The 17,336-nt window shown below is 65.0% G+C and carries 20 protein-coding genes; 10 read left to right on the top strand and 10 right to left on the bottom strand.

Annotation, left to right across the window (positions count from 1 at the left end):
• Window positions 1–96: 96 nt before the first annotated feature.
• Entirely contained in the window at window positions 97–1,014 is a 918-nt protein-coding gene (locus AC07UX_RS13440) for an XdhC family protein (RefSeq protein WP_495192507.1), read from the bottom strand.
• An 81-nt stretch (window positions 1,015–1,095) separates the two neighbouring features.
• Entirely contained in the window at window positions 1,096–1,776 is a 681-nt protein-coding gene (locus AC07UX_RS13435; RefSeq protein WP_495192506.1) for a S24 family peptidase, read from the bottom strand.
• A 115-nt stretch (window positions 1,777–1,891) separates the two neighbouring features.
• On the opposite strand from AC07UX_RS13435, the gene AC07UX_RS13430 reads away from it, so the two are divergent.
• Together AC07UX_RS13430 and AC07UX_RS13425 are read left to right on the top strand one after the other, a co-directional pair.
• Window positions 1,892–2,077, top strand: a complete 186-nt coding sequence (locus AC07UX_RS13430) for a hypothetical protein (RefSeq protein ID WP_495192505.1) — start codon at window positions 1,892–1,894, stop codon at window positions 2,075–2,077.
• Window positions 2,078–2,151: 74 nt separating this feature from the next.
• Window positions 2,152–2,445, top strand: coding sequence for a hypothetical protein (locus AC07UX_RS13425; RefSeq protein WP_495192504.1), 294 nt, complete (start codon window positions 2,152–2,154; stop codon window positions 2,443–2,445).
• Between the two features lie 4 nt (window positions 2,446–2,449).
• Here the strand turns inward: AC07UX_RS13425 and AC07UX_RS13420 are convergent, their stop codons facing one another.
• Together AC07UX_RS13420 and AC07UX_RS13415 are read right to left on the bottom strand one after the other, a co-directional pair.
• Window positions 2,450–3,394 carry a hypothetical protein gene (locus AC07UX_RS13420; protein ID WP_495192642.1) on the bottom strand — a complete coding sequence of 315 codons (945 nt, stop codon included), beginning with the start codon at window positions 3,392–3,394 and terminating at the stop codon, window positions 2,450–2,452.
• A 100-nt stretch (window positions 3,395–3,494) separates the two neighbouring features.
• Window positions 3,495–4,721: a TIGR04063 family PEP-CTERM/XrtA system glycosyltransferase gene (locus AC07UX_RS13415; RefSeq protein ID WP_495192503.1), complete on the bottom strand. Its 1,227-nt coding sequence runs from the start codon at window positions 4,719–4,721 to the stop codon at window positions 3,495–3,497.
• Between the two features lie 91 nt (window positions 4,722–4,812).
• On the opposite strand from AC07UX_RS13415, the gene AC07UX_RS13410 reads away from it, so the two are divergent.
• Genes AC07UX_RS13410 through AC07UX_RS13400 form a run of 3 tightly spaced genes read left to right on the top strand, consistent with a single transcriptional unit; the run spans window position 4,813 to window position 7,026 of the window.
• Window positions 4,813–4,950: a hypothetical protein gene (locus tag AC07UX_RS13410; RefSeq protein WP_495192502.1), complete on the top strand. Its 138-nt coding sequence runs from the start codon at window positions 4,813–4,815 to the stop codon at window positions 4,948–4,950.
• Entirely contained in the window at window positions 4,943–6,322 is a 1,380-nt protein-coding gene (locus AC07UX_RS13405) for a DUF5935 domain-containing protein (protein ID WP_495192501.1), read from the top strand. The genes AC07UX_RS13410 and AC07UX_RS13405 overlap by 8 nt, the downstream gene beginning before the upstream one ends.
• On the top strand, window positions 6,319–7,026 hold the full coding sequence (locus AC07UX_RS13400) for a hypothetical protein (RefSeq protein WP_495192500.1): 708 nt from the start codon (window positions 6,319–6,321) through the stop codon (window positions 7,024–7,026). Before AC07UX_RS13405 ends, AC07UX_RS13400 begins: the two co-directional genes overlap by 4 nt.
• Here the strand turns inward: AC07UX_RS13400 and AC07UX_RS13395 are convergent.
• Entirely contained in the window at window positions 6,986–7,540 is a 555-nt protein-coding gene (locus tag AC07UX_RS13395) for a type 1 glutamine amidotransferase domain-containing protein (RefSeq protein WP_495192499.1), read from the bottom strand. The two genes, AC07UX_RS13400 and AC07UX_RS13395, sit on opposite strands and share 41 nt — an antisense overlap.
• Window positions 7,541–7,631: 91 nt before the next feature.
• Between AC07UX_RS13395 and AC07UX_RS13390 the strand changes: the two genes are divergently transcribed.
• From AC07UX_RS13390 to AC07UX_RS13370, 5 genes are all read left to right on the top strand, one after another.
• The gene (locus AC07UX_RS13390; RefSeq protein WP_495192498.1) at window positions 7,632–8,633 is read left to right on the top strand and encodes a DNA topoisomerase IB; all 1,002 of its coding nucleotides are present in this window, start codon (window positions 7,632–7,634) and stop codon (window positions 8,631–8,633) included.
• 30 nt (window positions 8,634–8,663) lie between these two features.
• Window positions 8,664–9,821 (top strand): mechanosensitive ion channel family protein, encoded by a 1,158-nt coding sequence (locus AC07UX_RS13385; protein WP_495192497.1) that lies wholly within the window; start codon window positions 8,664–8,666, stop codon window positions 9,819–9,821.
• A 397-nt stretch (window positions 9,822–10,218) separates the two neighbouring features.
• The gene (locus AC07UX_RS13380) at window positions 10,219–10,614 is read left to right on the top strand and encodes a hypothetical protein (protein WP_495192496.1); all 396 of its coding nucleotides are present in this window, start codon (window positions 10,219–10,221) and stop codon (window positions 10,612–10,614) included.
• Window positions 10,615–10,814: 200 nt separating this feature from the next.
• Window positions 10,815–12,107: a class I SAM-dependent methyltransferase gene (locus AC07UX_RS13375; RefSeq protein WP_495192495.1), complete on the top strand. Its 1,293-nt coding sequence runs from the start codon at window positions 10,815–10,817 to the stop codon at window positions 12,105–12,107.
• A gap of 118 nt (window positions 12,108–12,225) precedes the next feature.
• Window positions 12,226–14,013, top strand: coding sequence for an ABC transporter transmembrane domain-containing protein (locus AC07UX_RS13370; RefSeq protein WP_495192494.1), 1,788 nt, complete (start codon window positions 12,226–12,228; stop codon window positions 14,011–14,013).
• A 224-nt stretch (window positions 14,014–14,237) separates the two neighbouring features.
• Here the strand turns inward: AC07UX_RS13370 and AC07UX_RS13365 are convergent, their stop codons facing one another.
• From AC07UX_RS13365 to AC07UX_RS13345, 5 genes are all read right to left on the bottom strand, one after another.
• The gene (locus tag AC07UX_RS13365) at window positions 14,238–14,567 is read right to left on the bottom strand and encodes a PilZ domain-containing protein (RefSeq protein WP_495192493.1); all 330 of its coding nucleotides are present in this window, start codon (window positions 14,565–14,567) and stop codon (window positions 14,238–14,240) included.
• Between the two features lie 229 nt (window positions 14,568–14,796).
• Window positions 14,797–15,219 (bottom strand): ExbD/TolR family protein, encoded by a 423-nt coding sequence (locus AC07UX_RS13360; protein ID WP_495192492.1) that lies wholly within the window; start codon window positions 15,217–15,219, stop codon window positions 14,797–14,799.
• Window positions 15,220–15,243: 24 nt separating this feature from the next.
• Window positions 15,244–15,732 carry an ExbD/TolR family protein gene (locus AC07UX_RS13355; protein WP_495192491.1) on the bottom strand — a complete coding sequence of 163 codons (489 nt, stop codon included), beginning with the start codon at window positions 15,730–15,732 and terminating at the stop codon, window positions 15,244–15,246.
• A 114-nt stretch (window positions 15,733–15,846) separates the two neighbouring features.
• Window positions 15,847–16,599: a MotA/TolQ/ExbB proton channel family protein gene (locus AC07UX_RS13350; RefSeq protein WP_495192490.1), complete on the bottom strand. Its 753-nt coding sequence runs from the start codon at window positions 16,597–16,599 to the stop codon at window positions 15,847–15,849.
• 72 nt (window positions 16,600–16,671) lie between these two features.
• On the bottom strand, window positions 16,672–17,334 hold the full coding sequence (locus tag AC07UX_RS13345) for an energy transducer TonB (RefSeq protein ID WP_495192489.1): 663 nt from the start codon (window positions 17,332–17,334) through the stop codon (window positions 16,672–16,674).
• Between the last annotated feature and the right edge of the window lie 2 nt (window positions 17,335–17,336).

Raw genomic sequence — 17,336 nt, 5'->3', positions numbered from 1 at the left:
TGCTAGGGCGCGCCATCCTTTGTGCCCGACAGCGTAGAGGATGTGCCCCCTGCCCGTCCCTTGCGGCAGGGGGCACGCATGGTGATGGCCAGGCCTTCACCCGCGCGCGTTGAAGCCCGCGACCATGCCTGCGCTGATCGACAGCGCGATCTCCGCCGGGCCGACGGCGCCGATGTCGATGCCGGCCGGGCCGTCGATCCGGGCAAGATCGTCGGCGGCAAAGCCCATCGCCTCCAACCGTTCCAGCCGTGCCGCATGGCTTCGGCGCGACCCCAGCGCAGCGACATAGCCGGTCGGCGCGCGCAACGCCGCCACCAGGGCGGGATCGTCGATCTTGATGTCATGGCTCAACACCACGACTGCCGTCGATTCGCCGGGATGTCGCGCCGCCACCGCCTCATCGGGCCAGCGATCGTCCAGTTCGACGCCGGGAAAGCGCTCCGGCGTCAGGAAGCGGCCACGCGGGTCGATCACCACCGGCATCACCCCGATCGCCTGCGCCAGCGGCACCAGGCTCTGCGCAATCTGCACCGCCCCCACGATCAGCAACCGGCGCGGCGGGTCGTAGCGATTGAGGAAATGCTCCTCGCTCACCTTCGTGCCGGTGACGCCGCTATCCAGATCGGTAGCCAGCGTCAGCGCGCGGCCGGCCTCACTCGCGGTGGCGATCTGTCCGAACAGATCGGGCGCAAAGCCATGGTCGCCCACAGGCTGGACCAATACCGCAATTTCGCCGCCGCAGGGCAGCCCGACCTCCCACGCATCGCCATCGGCCACGCCATAGCGCTCGACATGGGCCGCGCGGCCAGCGATCACCTCGGCCGCGCGTTGCAGGACGGCGCTTTCCACGCAGCCGCCCGATATGCTGCCTTCGAACCGGCCATCGGCATGCACGATCATATGGCTGCCGCGCGGCCGCGGCGCCGATCCCCATGTCGATACCACCGTCGCCAGCGCCATCGGCGCATCGCGCCATTCCATCGCCTTGCGGATCACCGCGCTATTATCGTTCAACTGCAATTCCCCGTGACTGCCCGGTCCATCAGCGCACAACCGCCGATCCGTTTCCCATATGGGACGCCGATGCTCCCTCGCCTAGTGCAGGCGCCTGCCACTCCATACGACCCGTCCGACAATATCCACCAGCGCCGGATCGATATCGGTCCAGTCGGGATAATGGGGATTGTCGCTGACCACGCTGAACCAGCCGCGGCGCGGCCCCATCGCGATGCGCTTGACCATCAATACCCCGTCCAGCCGCAATACATAGACCCCGTCGCGCAACCGGCCGGCATCATCGTCATGATCCACCATGATGTCGTCGCCGTCATTCAGCGTCGGCGCCATCGATTCGCCATCCACACGGATGATCGACACGCGCTGCGGCCGCACGCCCAGATGGCGCAGCCAGCGTGCATCAAACGCCATCACGCCTGTCGCCTGCTCATCCTCGTCCAGCGACCCCTGCCCGGCCGATGCGCCCAAAGCCAGGCGCGGCACCGCAACGACGGCAGGCATGCCACGCATGCGCACCGGCGCGGCCCCGTTGGCGGGCACCGGTGCTTCGACCCCGCCCAGCATCGCTTCGGGCACCCCGAAATAGCGGGCCAGCACGCGCCGGTCCGCTTCATCCAGTTTGCGGGGCGTGCCGCGTTTGATGAACTGCTGGATATAGGCGGGGTTGCGCCCGATCAGCCGGGACAGATCGGCGAAATTTTCACCCCGGTCGGCAATCAGCCGTTCCAGTGCGATCCGGGCCTGATGTGATTCATCCATAAATGATCCATAATGATAGGAATTTTCCTAGACAAGTAGGAAATTGCGTCTGAGATAGGAATACGCCTATCGACTCGCAGCGGGCGAGTCGCACTGACGGGGGAGAAGAAAGCCCATGTTGCTGCAAATGATCGAGCGTTTCCTGCGCGATGAAGACATGACGCCAACCCGGTTCGGGCGCGATTGCGCGCGCGATCCGCGCCTGGTCTTCGACCTGCGCCTGGGCCGGGAACCCGGCGATCGGGTGCGGAGACGTGTAGAACATTTCATGAACACATATCGCAGGAGCATCAGCCAATGACAAGCGTGGATCGTCGTTTCGCAGGTGCGAGACTCATCCGAAATCAAGCGATAGGAAAAAAGCGAGACGACCCGTTGCCGTCATTGCTGGCGCAATTGCTGGTTCTGGCCGGCGAGCCTACGACGGTCGACCGGGCTGTCACCCGTCCCTGGGCCAGCGCCCTGTTCGAAGGGCGTCGCCATCTCATCCGCCTGCATGTGCGCGGTGAGGATTGCCTGAAGCGCAGCCTGACGCTCATGGCCGTTCTGACCGATGCGCAATGGGATATATCCGGGCATTTCGTCGCCGACATCACCGTTGACAACGGCGATGTGGATGATGAGGGCATCTGGCTGGACCTGTCCGCCCTCACCATAGAGGAGCAGTAGGCGGTTAACGCCTGCCGGTCATGGAGCGCAGCGCACCCAGCGCGGCGCGCAGCGCTTCATCCTGATCCTGTTCCACGCTCGGTCGCACCGGCACGGCCGGGGCGACCGGCATGTCGGCGATCGTGCCGGCGGGGGCGCTCATCTTGCGCGATCGCTGGGCCAGGCCACGCTCCAGCCGGTCGGTCAACTCGCCGATCGACAGGCCATGGGTCGGCAGCGGCGCCGGACGGATCGGTTCGGCTGCCGGTTCCGGCGCAAGGAGCGGCGCGGGGGTCGGGGTGCTGACGGACGCTGTGGGCGTGGCTGACGGCGGCGTCCACAGCGGTTCGGGCATGTCGAACGCGACATTCTCAGGGTGAATGTCATCCTCATGCACATCCACCACATCCTCCTCCTGCACCAGCGTGGGCGCGGTAAACGGGCCGGCAGGGCGCAGGAAGGCGGGCTGGGGCAGATCCTCCTGCGCGATCGGCGTCGGCGCGCTGGGCATCGCCAGATTGCCGAGCGGCACGACCGTATCGCGTTCCGGCTCCCGGTTCGCGACCAGCGATCGGCGGCCCGATTCGGTCTTGGGAAAAATATCCAGCCCGTCGAAATCCCGGCTGGCAAAGATGGGCGGGCGCGATGGCGCGTCGGGGTGAGCGTCGGCGCGGCGCAGGACCGGCATATCCGGTTCGGACGCGGCGCGGCCCCGGGCCAGTGCAGTCAGCTTGGAGAATGCGAAACCCATTTTTCTTGCTCCCTGGACGCTCTTGGCACGTCCTGTTTCATCTTCAAGGGCCGGTACGTCCGGACCACGGCGCGTCAGGCCAACGACGCCCACGGCCATCAATCCGGCGAAACCCGCTATCATCACGCGCGCCTTCAAGCCCAGCGGCGGCGCAGCGGCGGGCACCGCTTCGCTCAGGCCACTCGACGCCACCAGCATCTCGACCAGGCCGACCGGCATCCACAGGAACAACAGGGCGACCGCCAGACCGGCAAAAGCCGCCAGCGCCGTTCCCCGCCCCCGATCTACGCCTGTCGACACCCTTTTGTTCAACCTTCGCTCATGCGGCCGCGCGCGTGCCCGTCGGGCGCGCCAGCAGCCGCTGGTAAACGGGTTCATAACGCAAAATGTTTGACGACCAGTTACGCTCTGCCTCCACAAAGGCGCGGGCGACGGCGCGGCGTTCATCCCAGATGGCGCGGTCGGCGAACAGGTCCGCCAATGCCGCGGCGATCGCGGCCGGATCGTCCGGCGCGAACAAGGTACCGGTGACGCCATCCTCGATCAGCTCGCGATGACCGCCCACGCTCGACGCCGCCACCAGTCGGCCCTGCGCCATCGCTTCCAACGGTTTGAGGGGCGTGACCAGATCGGTCAGCCGCATCGCCTTGCGTGGGTAGGCCAGCACATCGACCTGCGCATAATAATGTTCGACCTGATCGTGCGGCACGCGGCCGACGAATATGATATGATCGGCGAAGGGCGACGCCATCGCCTGGTCGCGCAGCGCCTGTTCCATCGGCCCGCCGCCGACCAGCAAAAGTTTTGCCTTCGGCCGCGCGCGCACGAGTCGCGGCACGGCGGCGATCAGGTCGTCCAACCCTTCATAATCATAGAAGCTGCCGATGAAGCCGACGACGTCCGCCCCCTCCAGCCCCAGCTTCGCGGTCAGCGCAGGATCGCGATCGACCGGCGCTCCGAACTGGTCCATGTCCACGCCATTGGGCGACACGACGATCTTGCCCGCATCCACGCCGCGCGCGATCAGGTCGCCGCGCAGCCCTTCGCAGATCACCGCCACCGCATCGGCCGCACGCACCGCCCGGCTTTCCAGCTGGCGCGTCAGCCAATAACGCGGGCTGCCCTCCACCCCTGTGCCATTGCCGACCGCCGCATCTTCCCAGAAAGCGCGGATTTCGTAGATCATCGGCAGGCCATGGCGTTTCGCCACGCGCTGCGCCGCGATCGCGTTCAGCACCGGCGAATGGGCATGGATCACATCCGGCCGCCATTGCCGCACCAGCGCGTCGATAGCCTCGGCATGGGCGGCGATATCGCGCCATTCGCGAATGAGCGGATTGCCGCTGGCCGCGATGCCGGGGGTGCGATGAAAGGTCAGCCCGTCCACCACCTCTTGCGATGGCCCGCCGGCGACATGGCGATGCCCGGTAATGCCGCGCACGTCCCACCCACGCGCCATCTGCGCGCGCAAGATGGCACGGGTGCGGAAAGTATAGCCGCTGTGCAACGGCAGACTGTGGTCCAGGACGTGGAGAATACGAGTCATAGCCCGATCTGTTTGGCGAAAAAGGTTTAACGGCCCGTCAACTCTGTCTGGTTAGTGGAGGGACCGTGCCGAACGGAATCACTCAGAAGCGATGATAGACGCCCTATCCCTGCTGATCAGCCATGGCGTGATCCTGCTCGCCGCCTGGCGCCTGTTGCCGCGCGCCGATCTGGATCGCGACCCGCCGCCTACGCGGCCTTCTGCGTCGGAGCCGCGCGCCGATGCGTGACCTCTTCTTCATCGCTTACCTGGGCCTGTTCGGCCTCATGGGGCTGAAGCGGCCGTTCCTGCTGGTCGCGGTCTATGCCTATATCGACATCGTCTCGCCCCAGCGCCTGTCCTATTTCCTGCTCAACACCATTCCCATTTCCGCCATGGCCTTTGCCGCGATGGTCGGCGCCTGGCTGGTGATGGACGACAAGAAGGATTGCCGATTCTCCGCACGGCAGGGGCTGATGCTCATATTGGTCGCCTGGTGCGGCTACACCACATTGACCGCAGATTTCCCGGTCGAGGCGCTGACCAAATGGAACTGGGTGTGGAAAGCGATCATCGCCGGCATCTTCCTGCCGCTGGTCCTGCGCACGCGCCTGCGGATCGAGGCGCTGACCCTCTTCATGATTCTCTGCGCCAGTACCATCATCATCAATGGCGGCATGAAGACCGCGCTGTCAGGCGGCGGCTATGGCGTGCTGAACCTGATGGTCGAAAACAACAGCGGCCTGTATGAAGGCAGCATCATCAGTTGCGTCGCCATCGCGCTGATGCCGCTCATCCTCTGGCTTTCCAACCATGGCACCATATTCCCGCCCGACTGGCGCGTGAAGACCTTCTGCTATGCGCTCTGCCTTGCCTGCATGCTGATGCCGATCGGCACGGAGGCGCGCACCGGCCTCGTCTGCCTCGTCCTCCTCTTCGGCATGATGCTGATACGCTCGAAGAAAAAATTCCTCTACGGCCCGCTGCTCGCCTTGGCCGGGCTGGCCGCCATCCCCTTCCTCCCCGCCAGTTTCACCCAGCGGATGGAGACGATCGAAAATCACCAGGGGGACGAAAGCGCCTCCACCCGCGTCGCGGTGTGGATGTGGACGCTCGACTATGTGAAGACCCATCCGGGCGGCGGCGGCTTCGACAATTATCTCCAGAACAGCTTCACCTATTACGCCCAGAGCACCATCGTCGACAGCGGCGGCGCGCGAATCGAGCGGCGTACCGTCACCGATCGCGGCCGCGCCTATCACAGCGCCTATTTCGAGATGCTGGGCGAACAGGGCTATTTCGGTTTCTTCATCTGGGCGCTGATCCACGGCATCTGCTTCATCCGGACGGAGGCGATCCGGCGCCTCTATCGCAGGCGCGCCAACGACCCGGACACATATCCGGATGAAGCGTGGATATCCCCCTTCGCCTCAGCCCTGCAACAGGGCCATGTCGTCTATATGATCGGATCGCTTTTCGTGGGTATCGCCTACCAACCCTTCATCTTCATGATGCTCGCGCTTCAGATCGGGCTGGACACCTATCTGACCCGGCTGCGCAAGGATGCGGCCAGGCGCGATCTCGACGCCGCCTTTGCCGCGCGGCATGGCGTTCCGGCATGACCGGTGAACTGCGCGTTCTGGGCGTGGCGCACGGCCTGCTGCTGGGGCTGGCGCTGGCCTGCCCGCTCGTGGCGCCGGGCCTCCTGCCCTGGGGCATCGACGCGCTGATGCTGGTCGGCGGCTTTCAGCTGCGTCTGGCCGATCGCCGCTTTACCCTGCGCCCCGGCGCGAAGGAATGGATCAGCCATATCATCATGGCGCCATCGCGGTTGCTGCGCTGGGGTGCGGCGGCCGTGGTCGCGCTGATCGCCGGCGATCCGGGATTTGCGGGCGCCATCCTGACCGCCGTCCTGGTGTGCGAACTGCTCGCCTATCCGCTCGCGACGCGGATGATGGGCCGACGCAGCCTGCCCCATGCGGCCGGCGCGCTGGGGCTGCTGATCGCGGCGACCGGGGCGACGGGCCAGCCTGTGCTACACCTGATCCTCGCGTTCCTGACGGGCGTGACCGCCTGCATGGTCTGGCTGCGCGGCCCCGATGGCGAGCCGCGTGCGCTGGCGCTGGCGCTGGGCGGCGGCATGGCCGCGATCGCCGCGCCCCTGCTCTTCCCCGGCGCCCTCGCCTTTGCCGCGCCGACCTTTGCCGTCTGCGCGGCCTGGACGCTGGCCCATCTGTCGGTGCTGCGCCGCCCGGTCATGCCCTGGCGGCCCAGCACCGTACCCGTCAGGCTGCGACCGGCTGCTCTGCGATCACCGCAGCCTTAAAGGCTTCGACAAAAGCGGGGATATCGTCCGGCTTGCGGCTGGTGATGATATTCCCGTCCACCACGACTTCCCGATCCACCACCTGCGCGCCGGCATTGGTCAGGTCGGTGCGCACCGATGGCCAGCCGGTCACGGTCTTGCCGCGCACGACATCCGCCTCCACCAGCAGCCAGGGCCCATGGCATATCGCCGCCACCGGCTTGCCCGATTCGACGAAGGCCCGCACGATCGCCACTGCTTTCTCATCGGTGCGCAGCGTGTCGGGGTTGGCGACGCCACCGGGCAGGATCAGCCCGTCATATTCCTCTATCTTCACGGCCTCCAGCGTGATTTCCGGCGTGATGCTGTCGCCCTTCTCGTCATGCTTCATGCCCTGGATGGGCTGGGTGTCGGGCGCGGCCAGCACGACCTCCGCCCCGGCGTCGATCAACGCCTGGCGCGGGTCGAACAGTTCGGACTGTTCGAACCCGTCGGTCGCGACGATCAGGATGCGGCTTTCCTCGATGGCGGGCATGTATCTCTCCTTGATGCGGGAAAGCCATTCAACCGTTCGCCCCGCCACAGGTTGCGGAACGAAGCGACGAACGGCGGGTTTTCTGCTACAAATGCCAGATCTTACACATAGCGACGACAGCGGTCCCGGCATCACTCGCCGCGCGCTGAAGCGTGGCTGGGCCTATTATCGCGACGATGGCGCCCGCATCACCGACCGCGATGAAATCGACCGGCTGAACCGCATCGCCCTGCCGCCCGCCTATCGCGACTGCTGGTTCTGCGCGTCGCCCTACGGCCATATCCAGGCAATCGGCTATGACGACCGGGGCCGCAAACAATATCGCTATCACCCCGATTTCCGCGCGGCGCGAGAGGCGGAGAAATATGCCGGCTGTCCGGATTTCGGCCGCGCCTTGCCCAAGTTGCGCGAACGGCTGGAGGCCGACCTGTCAAAACGCGGCCTGCGCAAGGATCGCACCCTGGCCGCGGTGGTCCGCCTGCTGGACCTCGCCAAGCTGCGGGTGGGTAACGAACATTATGCCACCACCAACAAGAGTTTCGGCGCAACGACGCTGCGCCGCCGGCATGTCGACCTGACCGGCAAGACGCTGACGCTGCGCTACCGCGCCAAATCGGGCAAGCAACAGCAATTGACCGTCACCGACACGCGCCTCCTGCGCTTCGTGCGGCAGGTACAGGATCTGCCGGGCCAGAATCTCTTCCAATATCTGGACGAGGACGGGGAAGCCCGCCCGATCAGTTCCAGCGACGTCAATGCCTATATCGCCGACGCCATGGGCGCGCCGTTCACCGCCAAGCATTTCCGCACCTGGGGCGCCTCCACCATCGCGTTTGCGACGCTGGCCGCCGGTCATGTTTCCTTGAAGCAGATGCTGGAGCCGGTGGCGCAAGCGCTGGGCAATACGCCCGCGATCAGCCGGAAAAGCTACATCCACCCCGCCCTGATCGCGCTCTGCCGCGAAGGGCAGGATGATTGGCGCACGGGCCTTCGCTTGCCCCGTCGGACCCGCTATCTTTCGCGCGAGGAACGCGGCCTGATCGCCTTTCTCGACGAAATCGCGGCTTGCACACCGCTTGCAGCGGCCGCCTGAACCCCATTTTTTCGACCAGACAGGATAGGCATGGCCGACAAGACAGAAACGTCCCTTCCCAACCTTAGCGTCCACGCGCCTAATTTGCGGGAGATGGGGCAAAGCACCATCGCGTGGTTCCAGCTCCATTATGTCCAGATCGCGATCGCGGTCGGCGCCGCCACCCTCATCTATCTCGCGCTGGCGGCGTTGCGCGAACTGGGCAAGCGGCACGAGGGCGGCATCGGCGACCCGCTGGGCTATACCAATGTGCTGGGCCGCGCGGCGGCGCGCACCACCCATTATTTCATGGTGCTGGTCGCGGCCAAGCTGGTCGTGGGCTATGCCGATGCCCCGCCGTCGCTGGCGAAGACCGTCACCTTCCTCTTCACCATCGCGGCCGTGTTGCAGGCAGCACTCTGGGCGCGGGAAATCATCCTGGGCCTGATCGAGCGCAAGACGCTGGCGGAGGATGGCGGGGGAGAGACTCTGGCCAACGCCATGGGCCTTATCCGCATCCTGGTGAGCGTCGCCCTGTTCGCCATCGCCGCTATCGTCGTGCTGGACAATCTGGGCGTCAACGTCACGGGCCTCGTCGCGGGCCTGGGCATCGGCGGCATTGCCATCGGCCTTGCGGCGCAGGGCATCTTTTCCGACCTGTTCGCCGCGCTTTCGATCATCTTCGACAAGCCGTTCCGCCGGGGCGAGATCATCCAGTTCGACCAAACGACCGCGCGCGTCGAACGGATCGGCCTCAAAAGCACCCGCCTGCGCGCGATGAGCGGCGAGAAGAAGGTGATCGGCAACTCGCAACTGCTGCAAAAGGAAATCACCAGTCTCCAGACCCTGACCCAGCGCCGCGTGACCTACGCCATCGGCGTCATCTACCAGACGGACGAGGCGAAGGCGGAGGCGATCCCGGCCATGCTGCGCGACATTGTCGAGGCGGAAGGGTTGATCTTCGTCAATGCCGGCATCGTCGCCTTCGGTGCCAGCAGCCTGGACTATCAGCTGAATTTCGACGTGCCCGACCCCGACCATCATGATTACTTCCAGATGCGCCACCGCATCGGCCTTGCCATCTGGAAGAGGTTCAACGCCGAAGGGATCGAATTCGCCTACCCCACCCAGACCAGTTTCACCGCCGGCCCGGATGGCAAGGCGGTCATGCCTTATCCCGAAGGCCTGATGGGGCATCATCCCGCCTGATCGCCGCCCCGGACTCGATCCGGGGTCAGCTTCCCTGGCAGAGACGCACAGGCTTCCCTTCCAAAATAGGATAATATCTGCTCCATCCCGTCCGATGGAGCGGCCTTTTTCTTCCTTGCCTACCCGCACGTGTCGCATCCTTGGCGCGCACCTGTCGCGTCGATGGCGCGCAATTGTCGCCCTGATGGCGCGCGGATGGCGCGTGGGTGGCGCGCAGGTGGCGCATCGCGAGAGCCTTGCGAGCGCTTCGCCCCCTTTTACCCCTGCAACGGTGTGAACTTCGCCCGTCGTCCAAATGTCGCGTGGGCGGTGGGGGCCACCATCCCGCCGCAGCACCGACTCGCCTCGTCCCGCTGCACCTTGCCGACCATGGTCCGCGGCCCTAGCCGCTTGTTGCATGAAGCATTTCGCCCTCACCCTGTCCGCCGCCGCGCTTGCCGCCGCTCTGCCTGTCACCGCCCATGCCGAAGGGCTGGGTGCGGAAGCCAATTATGGTCGGGCGGACGGCCATTGGGGAACGGAACTGGGTGCGGGCTATGCCATGGGCATCGCAGGCTTCAGCCTGACGCCGGGCGCGGGCGTCTATCTGCGCGATGGCGACACGAAACTATATGGCCGGGTCGAGGCCGCCTACACCATCCCGCTGTCCGCCACGATCGGCGCCGGCGTCCGCTTCAGTGGCGACAATATTCGCCCCTATGCGACGCTGGCCATGCCGGTCATTCCCAAGCTGCGGGCCAAGGCCAATGTCGGTCCCAAATATTACGCCGTCGGCCTGACATTGGGATATTGATCGGGGAACCGTCACATCGCCATGGGATGGCCCCACGGCCAATGACGAAGGGTCCGCCGCTGGCCAGGCCGGGCGGTGGCGGAAATTATACGGGTGGCCTGCGTTGCGTGCGTCAGTCATTGACCATGTGAGGCAGCGTCATATGGGTGAAACACAAGAGGCGCCATAGCCATGGCTTTGCAGAAGAAAGTGCCCTTTCCGTGACATCCCGTGACCTCACCGGCCTCCTGCCCCTGAGCGAGACGCTGCCCGATGGCAGCACTCTTCCGCGCCGCCTGTCCGACATGGCCTGGCGCCTCACCTTCGGCGCAATCGGCTGGCCTTGGTTGCTTGCCAGCCTGTCCGGAGGCCGGCCGGCGGACAAGCGCGCCTTGCTCGACGAACTGGGACTGGCGCACGACGCCCTACCCCATCTGGGCAGTTGGAAGGCGGATGTCGGCTTCCTGCGCCATATCGTGCGCGAAATCGCCCGTCTTCGGCCGACCCATGTGGTGGAATTGGGCGCCGGCGCATCGTCCCTCATCGCCGCGCGCGCGTTGCAAATCCATGGTGGCGGTCGGCTTCACAGTTTCGACCAGCATGGCGGCTTTGTCGATGCGACGCGCCAATGGCTGTCCGATCATGCGCTGGACGTCGATATCCGCCATGCACCGCTGACCCATGAGAGCCCAGACTGGCCCGGCCGCTGGTATGCGCTCGGCCCACTGCCGGAACGGATTGATCTCATCATCATCGACGGTCCGCCCTGGAGCGTCCATCCGCTGGTGCGCGGTGCGGCCGACAGCCTGTTCGCCCGCCTGTCCCCCCATGGCGTGGTACTGCTGGACGATGCCGCACGCCCCGGCGAGCGGCTGGTCGCCCGGCGCTGGCGCAAGCGCTGGCCGCATATCGACTTCCGCCTGATGAAGGATGGGACCAAGGGCACATTGGTGGGCCGCCGCCGCGACACCAGCCTGCCGGTCGCCAACGATAATGAGGCCGGCCGTACCTGGCGCCATATCGGCCGTGCCGCCGCCATCGCCGCCCTGATCGCGACCGGCTGGATCGCGCGCGGCGAACTGGGCGAATTTCCGCAGAGCGCGCAGGCAAACAGCTTCCTGGACGAGGCCGCCGCCTCTCGCCGCGCCGGGCTGTTGCGGCAGGGCATGGCCTCGCAGGTCGAAAGCGCGCACCTCAACCCGCAGGAGATCGAACGATCGACCGGCATCGTCCTGCCCACCCTGCCGACGGGATGGCGCGTCACCGACGTCCAACTCTTCCCGACGGCCGACAGCCCGGCCATCGCCATGTCGATGGTGACGCCGCAGGGGGAACAACTCTCCTTCTTCGCCGACCGCGCCGAAACGCCGGCGGAAGCGACGCCCCTGATGGCCCAGCGGCAGGGCGATACCGTTGCCTATTGGGAAGCGGGCAGCATGGCCTATGCGCTGACGGGGCAGGCCAACGCCCGCCGCGTGATGCAATTGGCCGGTGAGATTGCGCGGGATAGCTGAACCGACCGGTACGGGTCGTAATCCGTCTGCGCCCGGCCATGCTATTTTCCGTGCCTGAAGCGATTTCCCGGCGGTCGGATATTTCCTATCCCGCGAAATCCCTTTAAGCGCGGCATCCATGCAGGATGCGCCGCAAACCATCGCCCGCGCCGACGCGCGACCCGCCCTCGGCAGCCTGGCGATGCTGTGGCGGTTCGCCCGCCGCTATCCCGGCCGCATCGCCGGGGCGCTGCTGGCGTTGATCGTGTCCTCCGCCGCGACGCTCGGCATTCCCAGCGGCTTCCGTCTCGTCATCGATCGCGGGTTCATGGGCGGCGGCGACATCAGTCGCTGGTTCGAATATCTGCTGCTGATCGTGGTCGTGCTGGCGATTGCGACTGCCTTGCGCTTCTACTTCGTGTCCTGGCTGGGCGAACGGGTCATCGCCGACATCCGCAGCGCCACCCAGGCCAACCTGCTGCGGCAGGCGCCGCGCTTTTTCGAAGAAAATCGCCCCTCGGAAATCGCATCGCGCATGACCGCGGACACCGCCATCGTCGAACAGGTGGTTGGCTCAACCGTTTCGGTCGCGCTGCGCAACCTCGTTACCGGCATAGGTGGCCTGGTTTACCTCTTCGCTCTGGCGCCCAAGCTGGCCGCCTTGCTGTTGCTTGGCATCCCGGTGATCCTGCTGGTGCTGATCGGGCTTGGACGCCGGGTGCGTGGCCTGTCCCGCGCCAGCCAGGACAGGCTGGCCGACATCGGCAGCGTGACCAGCGAAGTGCTGGGTGCGATGAAGATCGTCCAGGCTTTCGGTCAGGAAAAGCGCGAAGCCGATCGGTTCGACGCCACGGTGGAAAGCGGCTTTGGCACCGCGCGCAAGCGCATCGCGCTGCGGGCGTTGATGACGGCCGTGGTGATCGGACTGGTGTTCGGGTCGATCACCGCCGTGATGTGGCAGGGCGCGCTCGACGTCGCTGCTGGCCGTTTGTCGGGCGGTAGCATCGCCGCCTTCGTTCTGACAGGCGGTCTGGTCGCTGGGGCGTTCGGATCATTGTCCGAAAGCTGGGGCGACCTGTTGCGCGGCGCCGGTGCGGCCAGCCGCTTGCACGAACTGATGACCGCGCAGCCGGATATCGTGCCACCGGCCCAGCCCGCTACCCTGCTCGCACTTGGTCAGGGCGCGCGGCTGAGTTTCGAGGATGTCCATTTCCATTATCCCACCCGCCCCGATCAGGCTGCGCTTCACGGTGTCTCCTTCGCCGTATCGCCGGGGGAAACGGTAGCGGTGGTCGGTCCGTCGGGCGCCGGCAAATCGACGCTGATCCAGTTGGCGCTGCGCTTCTACGATCCATCGTCCGGCACGGTGCGGCTGAACGGGGTTTCCCTGCCCGATGCCGATCCGGCGGCTTTGCGTGCGATGATGGCGATGGTGCCGCAGGACAGTGTGATCTTTGCGGCATCCGCCCGCGATAATCTGCGCTATGGCCGGTGGGACGCGACGGACGACCAGATTTGGGATGCCGCCCGCGCCGCCAATGCCGAAGCCTTTTTGCGCGCCCTGCCCCAGGGGCTGGACAGTCAGATGGGGGAAAGCGGTGCGCGTTTGTCGGGTGGTCAGCGCCAGCGCCTGTCGATCGCCCGCGCGCTGCTGCGCGATGCACCGATCCTGTTGCTGGATGAAGCCACGTCGGCTCTCGATGCGGAGTCGGAAAGGCTGGTCCAGGATGCGTTGGGCAGGTTGATGCAGGGGCGCACGACCATTGTCATCGCACATCGTCTCGCCACGGTCCGCGCCGCCGATCGCATATTGGTGATGGATGAAGGTCGCATCGTCGAGCAGGGCGACCATGCCACATTGGTGGCACAGGACGGCCTCTATGCCCGCCTCGCCAGCCTTCAGTTTCAGGACATGGCCTCAACCTGACGGCGCCGCGTTGCGCCTTTTTTGAAGCGTCCTTCGATCGCATCGGGCGGATGATCATCCGAGTATCGTTCCAGCACCCTATTTCGCAGACTGCCCATCGTCTCGGCCGATGTCGAAAAGGTTCAAGCAGGGGGCGATCGGGCGGCACCGGCTAGGCTGCTCCACCCCGTCGGCTTGTTGCATGGCCGTGCCTGGGCACACGATCCATCTGCCGGGGGCAGGTTCTAACGTGCAGCGGCAGTCAGGTTCAGGCCGACAATATGATCGAGGATTGCAGGATGCAGCGGACGCTCGAAGGCGCAGCCTGACTCCGGACCGCGGGTCCATAACACGCGGGCGCGCCGACCTTCGAAGCCGGGCAGCATGATCCACAGGTCACTGCCGATCGTCAACTTCATGAAGCTTTGCAGGCGAAAGCCGGTAATGGACACATCCGTAATGCGGCTGGTGAACCAGGTCTCTCCTGGCCGCCGCACCTTCACCCCGATCTGAACGTGGCGACGCTCTGCCGCGCGTCCTTTCCGGTCATAGTCTGTCTGTCGTTCCGCGCCCATATCAACACCGCTCTGTCGTCGCGACATTGTCCGCGAACGGAGTAAGCAAAGGGTTAATTTGCGGCTATAGCGCTGCCGCTTATCGCTTTTCCCGCATGGTGCGCGACATAAAAAAGGGGCCGCCCGAAGGCGACCCCTGAATATTTGCAATCGTCCGATGCCTGATCCGGCCCGCCATCCCGAAAACCGGGAAGTCTTGCGCGGGAAAAGCGCTGCCGGCTGTCAGCGATCAGAAACTGCTATATTGTTCGTTGCCGACAAAGCCCAGCTTCGTCACGCCCGCACGCTTGATCTCCGCCAGCACTTCGTCAACCGTGACGTAACGGGTGGCAGCGTTCGGCTGGAACTGAAGTTCCGGCTCGACCGGCAGGCGCAGCGACTGCTGCAGATACTGACGCAGGGTCAGCAGGTCGATCGGCGAACCGTTCCAGGTGATGATACCAGCCGGATCGATCGCGACCTTGTTCTTGACCGGGTCGATCACGCTGTCCGTAGGCGGCGCGTTCTGCGGCAGGTCGATCTTTACCGCGTGGGTCTGGATCGGAATGGTGATGATGAACATGATGAGGAGAACGAGCATGACGTCGATCAACGGCGTCGTGTTCATTTCCATCATCGGCTCACCATCATCGGAGCCCATGCTCATAGCCATAGCGAAATCTCCTTAATCAGCCGGTCAGAGGCGGGTCGTCGACGTGCCGGGTTCCGGCTCGGAGATGAAGCCCACCTTCGGGAAACCGGCGCGCTGCATCGTATAGATGGTGCCGCCGATGCAACGATAGGGGGTATTGATGTCGCCGCGGATATGCACTTCGGGCAGATCCTCTGGCGTCAAATTCTCAACGCCGCCCGCCTTCTTGATGTCTGCTTCCAGCTTGGCGACAGCACGATCCAGCAGTTCGCTGGAGGTGACGGGCGCCAGGCCCCAGAACACCGCACACTTGCCATCAGAGGCCTGCGTGACGGAAAGCGACACATTTTCCGGCTTCGTCGTGGTCGGCTCGAAAGCCACCTTGGGAAGCTGGAGATCGACCGTCTGGACGACGACCGGGACCGCGATGAGAAAGATGATGAGCAACACCAGCATGACGTCGACGAGCGGCGTCGTGTTGATGTCGGACAAGGGCTTGTCGTCACCGCCGCCGGGGCCAACACTCATTGCCATTGATACTATCCTAACCTTGGTGTCGATGGTGCCTCGTCAACCGAGGCCCACGTCCGGGGAGGAGCCGGGCGGTCGCAGCCGCCACCCGGTCCCCGATCCGGAGTATTAAGGCAATCAGGCCTTGGTCGGAGCAGCAGCCGGCTTGGCAGCAACGGCCGGAGCGGCAGTAACCGAAGGCTTCACGGCGCCGTCCGAAACCAGATAGGCGAGCAGGTCGACGGTGAAACCGTTCAGCTGTTCGGCGATCGACTTGTTGCGACGCTGCAGGAAGTTGTAGGCAAGCACGGCCGGAACGGCCACGGCCAGACCCAGCGCGGTCATGATCAGAGCTTCACCGACCGGGCCGGCAACGGCGTCGATCGAGGCCTGACCGGCAGCGCCGATCTTGATCAGGGCGCGGTAGATACCGATAACGGTACCGAACAGACCGATGAACGGCGAGGTCGAACCGACGGTTGCAAGGAAGGCCAGGCCACCGTTCAGCGACGAGTTGATCGCAGCTTCCGAGCGAGCCAGCGAGCCGTGCAGCCAGTCATGGGCTTCGACCGGATCCTTCAGCTTGCCATGCTCGTCCTGAGCCTTGATGCCGTCATCGACGATCTGCTTGTAGGCCGAGTTCTTTTCGAGCTTGGCCGACGCTTCCTTCAGCGAAGCGGCGCGCCAGAAGGTCGCACGGATCTTCTTGCCCTGGTTGATCACCTTCTGCTGTTCGATCAGCTTGGTGAACAGAATGTAGAAAGTACCGACCGACATGGCGCACAGGATGAGGAACACGGTCCAGGCGATGGTACCGCCCTGTTCCAGAGCTTCCATCAGACCATAGGGGTTTTCCGGCTTGGGAGCCGCAGCTGCGAGATACATCAACATGTTCAAGACTTCCCTCTCAATGAGATCAAGCTAGGGCAAGGCGGCGCCGCGCGCACGCCTTCCCGATCAGGATTATTCCGGCAGACGCCAGGTGATACGCCCGTTGTAGGTGTCGGGCATGTCCGCGCCATCAGAACCCTTGGCCGGCTTGAAGCGCGCACGCCTCGGCAGCAGACGGCAGGTTGCTTCGTCGAGGTCGGCATGGCCGGTCGACTGCGTGATGGTGCAGTTGGTCACACGACCATCTGCGCCGATTTCCAGACGGAACCCGGCCGTACCCGAACGTTCTTCGCGCTGCGCGCGGCTCGGATAGTCGGCATCGCTGAGCCAGCTGCCCGGCGAGCTACGCGGCGAAGCGCGCGAAGCAGCCTGAGGCGGTGGCGGCGGTGCGGCCGGGGGTGGTGGCGGTGCAGCAACCGGGACCGGATTGAACACCGGAGGGGGCGTCCGAACGGTCTGAATCGGTGGCGCAGGCGCCGGAGTCTGCACAATCGGCGGAGGCGCAACAACCGGCGGCGGCTCGACCGGCTGGTCTGGCGGCGGCGGTGGCGGCTCCTCGTCCGGTGGTGGCGGTTCCTCCTTCACGTCGATCACGTTCAGCTGTTCTGCCGCCTTTTTGACATATTTCATGCCAAGACCGGTGACGAAGGCATAGCCAAGAACAGCGTGAATCAGGGCGACGATGACGATCGAGACAGTCCGACTCGATCCTTGCGAGTGGTCAGCATAGGCCATTC

The organism is Sphingobium sp. GW821-FHT02B05, assembly GCF_059421905.1.
Note: the sequence above shows the minus strand (reverse complement) of the source record. Positions and strands in the feature narration are given on the sequence as shown.